Below are 10,202 nucleotides of genomic sequence, written 5' to 3' on the forward strand. Positions count from 1 at the left end.
CCCCCGGGCCCCCACGCCGCCCCCGGGTAGACGAGGTGGACGGCGACCTGGGAGTTCTCGGTCCGGCCGGCGGTTCCGGTGTTCTGGTGGTTGGGCCCCACGGTGCGGGTGCCCAAGCACGTCATCTGCCGACAGCTCCTCACGATCCCCGAACAGAGGAGAGGCCCGAGCACCGAAGACCTCGACCATGCTGCTTGACACGACACGGCAGTCTCGGGGCTGGTCGCGGGAGGCGGCTGCCGTCGGCGGTGCACAGGCAGGGCGCTCCTGGTGGTTCCGGACGCCCGGTGCGAGGAACAGTGGCGATTCGCTGGGGCTTCGGCCTCACTCCGCTGGCTGACAGGCGCAACTCGTTGACCTGCCCAGGCGTGGCGAGCCGCGCCGCCAGGCAACGGTCTGGAGCAGACTGGAGGCATGGGCAACCTCAGTGCGCCGGGAGCGCCCTCGCAGCGTTTCGCCCCCCGGCCCGAGAGCGTGATGCAGGCTCGGCGCTTCGTGAGGACCGCGTTGACAGGCGTCGCTGTGGACGTGCTCGCGACCGCTGAGCTCCTGGTCAGTGAGCTGGTGACCAACGCGGTACTGCACGCGCGCACCGAGGTGGAAGTCTCGGCATGGTCCCGCGGGCGAACGATCCATGTGCAGGTCAGCGACCGCCGGCCCGCACGGGGAGTGGTGTCTCCAGGCCGTCATCCGCACGCCGGCGTGGGGCTCGGGCTGGCTGTGATCGAGGAACTCGCCTCATGCTACGGAGTCCGCACCGGCGACGAGCGAAAGACGGTGTGGTGTGAACTGTGGCCCGAGGAGACGTCGCCGCCGCCATCCGGGTGGGGGAACACCCCGCCTCTCGATGACCCCGCGGTCACGATCACGTTGGTGGATCTGCCGATCGCCCTCTACATGACCTCTCTGCAGCATCGTCACGCGCTGCTGCGCGAGCTCACACTCGCCGCGTTCACTGGAGCTTCGTTCGGTGTGCGGTCCGAGGAACTGGCCACTGCCCACGACATGAGCAATCTCGTCAGCGCTCGGGTGACGGCCGCGTTGGAGGAGCAGCGTTCCGCCGCGGGAGTCCGGTCCCTGCAGGTGTCGATCCCGGCGGACGCCGTCCCGGGGCTGTTCGCGGCCCGCCGGACGCTCGACCTGGGTGAGGAGGCCGCGGGCGACGAACGTCTCCTGACCTTGCCGTCTCTGCCGCAGAACCGTGTCTTCCGGCAGTGGCTGTTCGACCAGATCACCGGTCAGGTCTCGGGCGGATACCCCACGGCCTGGACAGAGGTCTCCCGCGGGCCGAGCGCGAGCCTGTCGGAGCTGGCACCGTGGGACGCCGACCAGGTGCAGGCCAGCAGGACCCCGACCGTCGCCGCCGACGACACGGACCGGATCATTGCCGCAAACGATCCGGCGGGGCACCTGCTCGGCTGGCCAGCGGACGAACTCGTCGGGCAGTGGCTCACCGTGCTCATCCCGGAGCACCTGCGGCAACGCCACAGGGCAGCGTTCAGCTCCCTCCTGCTCACCGGTGAGCCGAAGATCCTGGGCCGCTCCGTTCCGCTACCGGCACTGCACCGTGATGGCCGGCTGGTCCCCATCCGCCTGGTCATCCAGCCCCAGCAGACAGCCGAAGGACGCACCGTTTTCGTCGCCCAGCTCTCCCCGCGCACGACGGAGGCCGCACCCCCGTCGCACGGTCCGCGAACTGATCATCGAGCGCCGCAGCCGGAGCCGGGCGAGCCGCCCCCGTCGACCGGCCCGGAACCGGTGACAGAACCGGTGACGGAACCGGCGACGGAACCGGCGACGGAACCGGCGACAAGGCCGGGCCCTCGGGAAGCGCACGTGTCGGAACTCGAACGTCTGTCGCTGCTGGCGGACACCAGCAGCGCCCTGGGCAGTGCCTCCGTGCTGAGCGAGGGCTTGCAGCAGGTGTGCCGCATCCTCTCCCAGCGGCTGGCTGACTGGTGTGTGGTGGACCTGCTGGAGAAGGACGGCCGCGTCAGCAGGGCCTGCGTCACTCATCGGGATCCTGACCGGGTACCTTCCGACCTGCGCACGGGCGAGCTGCCTCCGCTGTCCGAGGCAGCACGGGGGCCGCTGGCCCGGGTGCTGCGCGGTGCGGGCTCGCTGCTGCTGAAGGAGATCCCTGCCACGCGGCAGGCCCGGAGCAGGCTGGACGCCCACCACTTGGAGGTTTTCGAACAACTGGGCGGAAGCAGCGCCTTGATCGCCCCCTTGCAGGCTCGCCGAGACATCCTGGGAGCCCTGACGCTGGCACGTGAGGGCACCACGAGGCCGTTCACCGAGGACGACCTCTCCCTCGTGGACGACCTCGTACGCGGCCTGGCGCTGGGCGTGGACAACACCCGTCTGTACCAGGAGACGCGGGACATCGCCGAACGTCTCCAGCACTCCCTGCTCCCCTCACTGCCGGACGTCGGGCACCTTCAGATGGCCGCGCGCTACGCGCCCTCGTCCACCACCGCACAGGTCGGCGGCGACTGGTACGACAGCTTCATCGTCCCCAACGGAGCGACGGCGATGGTCATCGGCGATGTCGCCGGGCACGACCTCGAGGCAGCGGTCGCCATGAGCCAGCTGCGCAACATGCTCCGGGGCATCGCTGTCGACCGCCCAGAACCTCCCGAGTCCGTACTGCGCCGACTCGACAGGGCCAACCACAGCCTGAACCAGGAAGTCACCGCCACCTGCATCTACGGCCTCGTCAAGGGCCCCGAGAACGGCCCCTGGTGTCTGGAGCACTCATCCGCAGGGCATCTGCCACCGTTGCTGACCACCGCTGAGGGCGCCACCCACTTCCTCGGGGAAGACGGGGGTCTGCTCCTCGGCATGGACCCCGACCCACCCAGGTCCGGAGCCAGAAATCCGCTCCCTGCCCACTCGACGGTGCTGCTGTACACCGACGGACTCATCGAACGCCGGGGCGAGTCTCTCAGCAAGGCCATGGCTCTTCTGGCTCAGCACACCGCCGCACTGGCACGCGAGCCCCTTGACGTGTTCTGCGACGAACTGCTCATCGGGCTGGGCGCCGACAACGCCGACGACATCGCCATCCTGGCTCTCCGGCCCACGCCACCCTCCTGAGAGCTGCCGATGTGAGCCGGAGGCGGGGTCGCGGGGGCCCGCCGCGCGCGGCGCTCGTCACCCGCCGCCGCCCGCTCCGGGCGCGGGGGCGCCGGCGCCTGTCGGCCCGGGCCTGATGGGCTTTGCGGTGACGAGGACCGCGGCCAGCACCGCACCGAGCAGCATCACGGCCATCGCCACCCACGTCGCGGCGGTGAAACCGTGCACCACCCCTTCGCGGACCACCGACCGCCGCATCCTCGGGTCGCGCAGATGGTCGTGCACGTAGGTGTTGGTGATGCCGGTCGCCACGGTGTTGAGCAGTGCGGTGCCGATCGACCCGCCCACCTGCTGCGCGGTGTTGACGGTGGCCGAGGTGACCCCCGAGTCGTGGGCGGCCACGCCCTGGGTGGCCGTCGAGATGACCGGCATGAAGGCGCAGCCGAGGCCGAAGCCGAACAACAGTTCGGCGGGCAGCAGGTGGCTCACGTACGAGGAGTCGGTCTCGAGCTGGGTGAGCACCGCCATGCCGGCCGCTGCCAGCAGCATGCCGGGCGCCATCAGCAGCCGTGGCGGTACGTGGGGCAGCAGACGCGCCGAGACCTGCGTGGAGCCGAGGATGATGGCTCCGCTGATCGGCAGGTAAGCGAGCCCGGTGCGCAGCGGTGAGTACCCGAGGATGCCCTGCATGTAGTAGGTCAGGAAAAGGAACACCCCGAACATGCCGAGGGTGGCGAGCCCCATCGTGAGGAAGCTGCCCGCACGGTTGCGGTCCTTGACGATGTGCAGCGGAAGCAGCGGATTGCGGGCGCGACGCTGCCACAGGACGAACAGCGCCAGAAGCAGCGCGCTGCCGCACAGCAGCCCCAGGACCATCGCGTCGTCCCAGCCGCGCGGTTCGGCCTCGCTCACGCCGTAGACGAGGGCGATCAGACCTCCGCACCCCAGGACGACGCCGGGGATGTCGAGCCGTGCCTCCTCGTGCCCCGGCCGGTCGTGGAGCAGCGTCACGGCGCCCAGGACCGCGAGCCCCGCGAACAGCACGTTGACGTACAGGCACCAGCGCCAGTCCAGGTACTCGGTCAGTACTCCGCCCAGCAGCAGTCCGATGGCCGCGCCCGCCCCGGCGATGGCGCCGAACACACCGAACGCCTTGCTCCGCTCCTTGGGGTCGGTGAACGTCGTCGACAGCAGGGACAGCGCGGACGGCGCGAGCAACGCGGCGAAGGCACCCTGCAGGGCGCGGGCGCCGAAGAGCATTCCGGAGCTGCCCGCGGCGCCACCGATCCCGGAAGCGAGGGCGAAGCCGATCAGGCCGAAGATGAAGGTGCGTTTGCGCCCCACCCGGTCCGCCACGCGCCCGCCGAGCAGCAGGAGCCCGCCGAAGGCCAGCGTGTAGGCCGTGACGACCCACTGGCGGTTGGTGTCGGACATGCCCAGCGCCCGCTGCGCGGAGGGCAGCGCGACGTTCACGATCGTCGCGTCGAGCACGACCATGAGCTGCGCGATCCCGATGACGAGAAGGGCCCACCACCGGTGCGGGTCGGTGACGCCGCGTGCCGCGTCTCCACTCGCCTGCACCCGGGACTCGGACATATACCTCACGACAGCACAGATCACCCTGACTCGCATGCGCGCACGTCGCTGTCTCGCCGGCCGGCGTTCGGGATGGGGGTGGTACGCCATCGGCGCGAGGTCCACCGAAGGCGGGTGTCACCTCGCCACGGCGATGACAGGGCCCCCCTCACCACGGCGGCAGCGTCTAGGCCACCTCACCACTGCGGCGTCAGGGCCACCTCACTCGCAGAGCGCCGGTGCCCTGTGGCTGTACGCGCCGGGGCTCCGGTACGCGTGAGACACCTGGCTCCGGCGTGATCGCCCGGACGGGTTCCAGCGGACCATGCCGCCTCAGCGAAGCGTCCCGTTCTCTACAGGCCGCTTCCAGCCGGTGGCGTCAGCGGAAGCGGGCGAGTGCGTCGTAGTGCTGCTGGAGAGCGGGTGAGAGGGCCACGCGGCCGTGTTGGAGGAGGTTGCGTGCCATGGCGTGGGCGGCGGGTTCGCCCTTGTCGAAGGCTTGGGCCAGGTGCTGGGCGTGGGCAGGTTGGAGACTCTCGCCGAAGGGTGCTTCGTCCGGGTCGGTGACGGCTTCGATCAAGCACGGGCCGTCAGTGGCCATCGCTTCGGCGAACACGCCGGGGGCCTCAGACGGGTCGTCGATCAGGAAAGCCTTGAGGCCGCAGGCGCGGGCGACGGCGGCGAAGTCGATGGGGTGCAGCGCGCAGCCCACCTGGGGGTTGCCCAGCAGCGCGGTCTGCTCCCACACCTCCAGGGCCAGGGAGTTGTTGCGCAGCACGACCACCTTGATCGGCAGCTCGTATTGGGCCAGAGTGGCCAGTTCGCCCATGCCCATGCTCATCGAGCCGTCGCCGGTGAAGGCGATCACCGGGCGGTCGGGGTGCGCGAGTTGGGCACCGATGGCGTAGGGCAGTGCGGACCCCATGGTGCACAGGGTCCCGGAGAACGAATACCGCATTCCCCTACGCAGGCGCAGTCGGCCGCCCCAAGCGGTCACCGTGCCCGCGTCGCCGGTCACGATCGCCCCGTCCGGCAGCGCCTTGGACAGCTCCCAGGTCACCACCTGCGGACGCATCGGCATACCGGAGTCCGCGGCCTGCTCGCCGATCAGGTCCCACCAGCGGCGGTAGGTGTCCTGCGCCTGTGTCAGGAACGACCGGTCCTCCTTCCGCTCCAGCAGGGGCAGCAGCCGATCCAGAACCGCGTCGGCGTGACCGACCAGCCCGGCCTCGACCGGATAGCGCATGGCGATGCGGTCGGCGTTGAGGTCGATCTGTACACCGCGGGCCTGGCCGGGCTCGGGCCAGAACTCGTAGTAGGGGGTGGAGGAGCCGACGATGAGAAATCCGTCGCAGTTCTCGAAGGCCTCGTGGGAAGCGCGGGTCCCGATCAGCCCCATGCCACCGGTGGTGTAGGGGCTGTCGTCCGGCACGCAGTCCTTGCCCAGCCCGGCCTTGACGATCGGCGCGCCCAGCACCTCCGCGACCTGTTCGAGCACGTCTCCGGCACCGCGGGCGCCCGCCCCCGCACAGATCGCCACCCGCTCGCAGTTGTTCAGCACCTCCGCGGCCCTTCGCAGTTGCTCCTCGGGCGGGACCACGGTGAACGGCTGGGGAGCCGTCGACAGGTGCCCCGGCACGTTCTTGGGCGAGGCCGTGTCCTGCTCCAGGGTGAAGGACTGGACGTCGATCGGGATCGCCAGGTGCGACGGTGTGCGGTTCATCAGCGCGCTGCGCACCGCCAGGTCCGTCGCGGGCACCGCGTGCGTGGGGCCCATGACGCGCTCGGAGAACATGCAGGCATGCTCGAACAGCCGGTCGGAGGGGAGATCCTGCAGGAAGTGTGTGCCGACCGTGTCGTGGTACGACAGGCCGGTGATCGCGATCACCGGCGCGCCATCGATCCGCGCGTCGTAGAGGCCGTTGAGCAGGTGGACCGCTCCGGGGCCTGCGGTGGCCACACACGCTGCCGGCCTGCCGGTGAACTTCGCGTAGCCCACACACGCCAGCGCGGCGCTCTCCTCGTGCCGCACATGCACGAACCGCATCTGCGGATGGACGCGCAACGCCTCGAAGAATCCGTTGATCTGGTCCCCACAGATACCGAAGACAGTGTCGATGCCCCACTCCAGCAGCCGCTCCACCACCAGATCCGAGGTCGTTCGAGATCCTGCACCCGTTTCAGGCTCGTCACTCACGCGTAGCTCCTTCCCTGGACACTGCCGTGGCGGCTCGAAGCCCGGGAGTCGACCATGCTTCCTCGACGAGGCCGCACGATCCCCCACCTTGCGTGCACACCGCGGATTCACCGGAACGGCCCTGACTCGGGTGGATACCGCGGAACGCCGGCAGGCCCGGCCCCGGCGCCGGGTGCTGGCAGATCCCGGTTGCGGAAGCCGCCGGTGTGTCCGAAGCGGACGGCGACCACCACTGTCGGCCACAGGAGTGTCCGGGCGAGGTACTCAGGCGCTGTGGCGTGCGCCTGAGCGGGTTCCGGCACGCGGTCACCCTTTCTGACGCGCACGGCCCCGCGGCTGGGGTCGACCGCGCCGGCCTGGAATCCGACGGCCGGTTCCTGAGCGAACCAGGCCTGTCGGACACCAAGGCGACGCGCGCTGACATCGGCTGACACACCGGCTCGCCGCCAACGAGGAGCTGCCGCGGTCGTGCCCGACCACTCGGCGGATCACTAGAGTCAGGGGCCCTGGCGAGTCAGAGGAGCATCGTGACCTTGGCTGTAGGCATCTTCGACCTGTTCACCTACGGGATACCCGGAGCACTGCACCTATCCCTGATCATTTATGTGCTCGTACGCCTGGACACCATCGATCTCGCAAGCCTCGCCTCGGCGCCATCAGCGGTGCAGGTGGTCGCAGCCGCTGTTGCCAGTTACCTGTTGGGGCACCTCGCCTATCCGCTGAGCGCCCTCTTGGACAAAATGACACCGCGTTGGAACTGGAACGTAGACCACGCTCGCCTCGACTTTGTCGCCAGAGTGCCCGAGTCCCAGGGCCGACCATTCGTGCAGGCTGACACCTCTCTGTTGTTGGCTGCGGTGGAACTCCACGACAAGGAGGCAGCGGGTGAGATCACTCGGCTGCAAGGTGTCGCGTTGATGCTGCGGAACTCGGCTCTCGCCCTGCTGTTCGCGCTCGTCGTCGCGGTGAGCGAACTCGTCGCAGGACCCGATCGTGTGCTGTCAGGAGGCTGCGCGGCACTGCTCCTGGTGAGCCTGGTAGCCGCAGTCAGACACGGGCGGCGTGTGCGGCACCGGGACCGCCTGAAGACGCTGGAAATCTGCTTCTGGATTCCGGACATCGACGAAAGGTTCCACTCCAGGCGCCGGTGATCGCAGGCGCGCATCCGGCCCCTGATCCATGGCGGACGTGGTGGATCTTCGTGATCCGTACACGGCGGGACCGGCCGATCGCCTCACCCGGCCAGGCTCCGGGGGGGGGCCGCACAGCCGGTCCATTCCAGGCGCCGGGGGGCCGCTCAGCCGGCCCGTTCCCGGCGCACTGGCACACCAACCGCTCCTCGCACAGGGGCAACCGCTCCTCGCCCGGGGGGAGTCACCTCGCGTCGTCTCAGACCAGGCGCTCTTCCGCGAGCAGCCCCGCGAACTTAGCGTGTTGTGCGCCACAGAGTGAACCTGACTTCGAAAGGTGAACATAAGTGCGCCTCATGCGACCCGTTCTGCTCTCCTTGCCCGCAGCCGCCGTCATCGCCCTCGCGACCATCGCGCCCGCCTCCGCCCAGCCGGAACCGACGCAGGGCCCCGGCTCGACCACCGCCTCCCCGGCCCGCGCGGAGGACGGCGCCCGGATCGACACCTTCCGCGCCGCCGAGGACGTGGAGGAGTACTGGACACCCAAACGCATGCGGAACGCCATACCGTTGACGCAGAAGGACACTGGCGCCGAGAGATCCTCGGCCACCGCGGAGCAGCCCAGTGGCCCGCCCGGGTCCACCCCTGCCGCGCCCCCCTCAGGCGAGGTGCGTACGAAGATCACCGAGACCTCCGTCGCCGGCAAGGTCTTCTTCACCAAGCCGAGTGACGGCAAGGACTACGTCTGCTCGGCGAGCGCCCTCAACAGCGACTCGAAGCAGATGGCGATCACCGCGGGCCACTGCGTGCACGAGGGCGACGGCGGTGACTGGATGGAGAACTGGGCGTACGTCCCCCAGTACCGCAATGGTGACAAGCCCTACGGCACCTTCGTCGCCAAGCAGATGCGCACCTTCAACGGCTGGATCAACGACGGCGACCTGAACTGGGACGTCGCCATGGTGACGACCTGGCCACAGGGCAGCGACAAGCTTGTCAACCGCACCGGCGGCAACGGGCTGAGCTGGAACTACTCGCGGGAGCAGGACATCACGATCAACGGCTACCCGGGCAACAAGGACAACGGCCAGGTTCAGTGGTACTGCGAGGGCCGGACCTCGGACTCGGGTGGCAAGCTGGCGCTCGGCTGTGACTTCGGCGGCGGCTCCAGCGGCGGCCCGTGGATGCGCGAATTCGACCAGTCCTCGGGGCTGGGCCAGACCAACGGGGTCATGAGCACCATCGACTCCGCCGGCGTGAACCGGAGTTCCTACTTCGGTGACAGTGTCAAGCAGATGTTCGACGACCAGGGCTCCGCCACCTGACATCCAGCTGCTCGGTGTTCACCCCGCCGCGCAGCCAGTAGCGTGGCGGGGTGAGCGCCGTTCCCGTACGGCTCCGCACTCGCCAAGAAGGTCCCCCCATGAAGCGCTCCCGGATTCGCGTCCTCGTCGTCACCGCAGGCGTCGCTGCGGCTGTGGCCACCATCGTCGCGCTCCGTCAGAACACGTCCGAGTCCCCCGCCTCACCGCCCGAGCCCGGCGGCGGCACCTCGACCTCCGAGGTTCAGCACGACCAGCACGACGCACAGGAGTACTGGACCGACCGCCGCATGAAAGAGGCCGAACCGGCACCCATGCCGCACGAAGGCGACTGACTGCGGCACCTCCTCACCCAGCAGAGCTCACCCGTGCCGACATGGCGAACGGAGGCAACGTGGGCGGACGCGCCCGCCCGCCCCGCTGCGGGTGAGCTGCGAAGCTGCGGGTGAGCTCTAGAATCCAGGTGGGCTTTGAAGCTCCAGGTGAGCACTGAAACGATGCCTTCCATGGCGACTCACGGCTCGGCGGGCGGCAGGCGAAGGCCGAGCGGCACGGCGGCACGCAAGGCGGCCACGGTGGCCGCCTGCTGTCTGGCCACCCTCACCTCGTGCACCGTCCTGGACGACACCTCCGGCCCGTGTCCGAAGTCGAGCACCACGGTGCGAGCCGGCGACCTGCACGGCGGCTACCAGGGCCCGAACGGCATGCGCTTCACTCTTGGCTACGCCTCCACCCAGTATCCCGAAGGGCGTACCGCCCAGGTCGGCACGGTGCGGGTGCAAAGCTGGCCGGTCTCGCTGGAGGACATGGACGAGGACGGCCCTGTCGGCAAGGGGTTCCAGGGCGAGGGTACCTGGGAGTCCCGCAAGGAGCAAACCACCGGTGGAGAGGGGTTCCGCC

General features: G+C 69.4%; 6 protein-coding genes and 1 pseudogene. 5 read left to right on the forward strand and 2 right to left on the reverse strand.

Annotated features, from left to right (window positions below; translation table 11 throughout):
* The first annotated feature begins 414 nt into the window (after nucleotides 1–414).
* Nucleotides 415–3,099 (forward strand): SpoIIE family protein phosphatase, encoded by a 2,685-nt coding sequence (locus AB8Z75_RS23170; protein WP_369205009.1) that lies wholly within the window; start codon nucleotides 415–417, stop codon nucleotides 3,097–3,099.
* A 57-nt stretch (nucleotides 3,100–3,156) separates the two neighbouring features.
* Here AB8Z75_RS23170 and AB8Z75_RS23175 read toward each other — a convergent pair whose 3' ends face one another.
* Nucleotides 3,157–4,674 carry an MFS transporter gene (locus tag AB8Z75_RS23175; protein ID WP_369205011.1) on the reverse strand — a complete coding sequence of 506 codons (1,518 nt, stop codon included), beginning with the start codon at nucleotides 4,672–4,674 and terminating at the stop codon, nucleotides 3,157–3,159.
* 358 nt (nucleotides 4,675–5,032) lie between these two features.
* A complete protein-coding gene (locus tag AB8Z75_RS23180) occupies nucleotides 5,033–6,850 on the reverse strand; it encodes a thiamine pyrophosphate-dependent enzyme (protein ID WP_369205013.1) in 1,818 nt (605 codons plus the stop codon).
* Nucleotides 6,851–7,377: 527 nt separating this feature from the next.
* Between AB8Z75_RS23180 and AB8Z75_RS23185 the strand changes: the two genes are divergently transcribed.
* From AB8Z75_RS23185 to AB8Z75_RS23200, 4 genes and pseudogenes are all read left to right on the forward strand, one after another.
* Complete coding sequence (locus AB8Z75_RS23185) at nucleotides 7,378–8,001, forward strand: hypothetical protein (protein ID WP_369205015.1); 624 nt, start codon at nucleotides 7,378–7,380, stop codon at nucleotides 7,999–8,001.
* Between the two features lie 335 nt (nucleotides 8,002–8,336).
* Nucleotides 8,337–9,305 carry a hypothetical protein gene (locus AB8Z75_RS23190; protein ID WP_369205019.1) on the forward strand — a complete coding sequence of 323 codons (969 nt, stop codon included), beginning with the start codon at nucleotides 8,337–8,339 and terminating at the stop codon, nucleotides 9,303–9,305.
* Nucleotides 9,306–9,403: 98 nt separating this feature from the next.
* A complete protein-coding gene (locus tag AB8Z75_RS23195; protein WP_369205017.1) occupies nucleotides 9,404–9,637 on the forward strand; it encodes a hypothetical protein in 234 nt (77 codons plus the stop codon).
* 171 nt (nucleotides 9,638–9,808) lie between these two features.
* Nucleotides 9,809–10,202, forward strand: a pseudogene (locus AB8Z75_RS23200) (hypothetical protein); the annotation flags it as partial.

This window comes from Streptomyces sp. PU-14G, assembly GCF_041028275.1.
GTDB lineage: Bacteria > Actinomycetota > Actinomycetes > Streptomycetales > Streptomycetaceae > Streptomyces.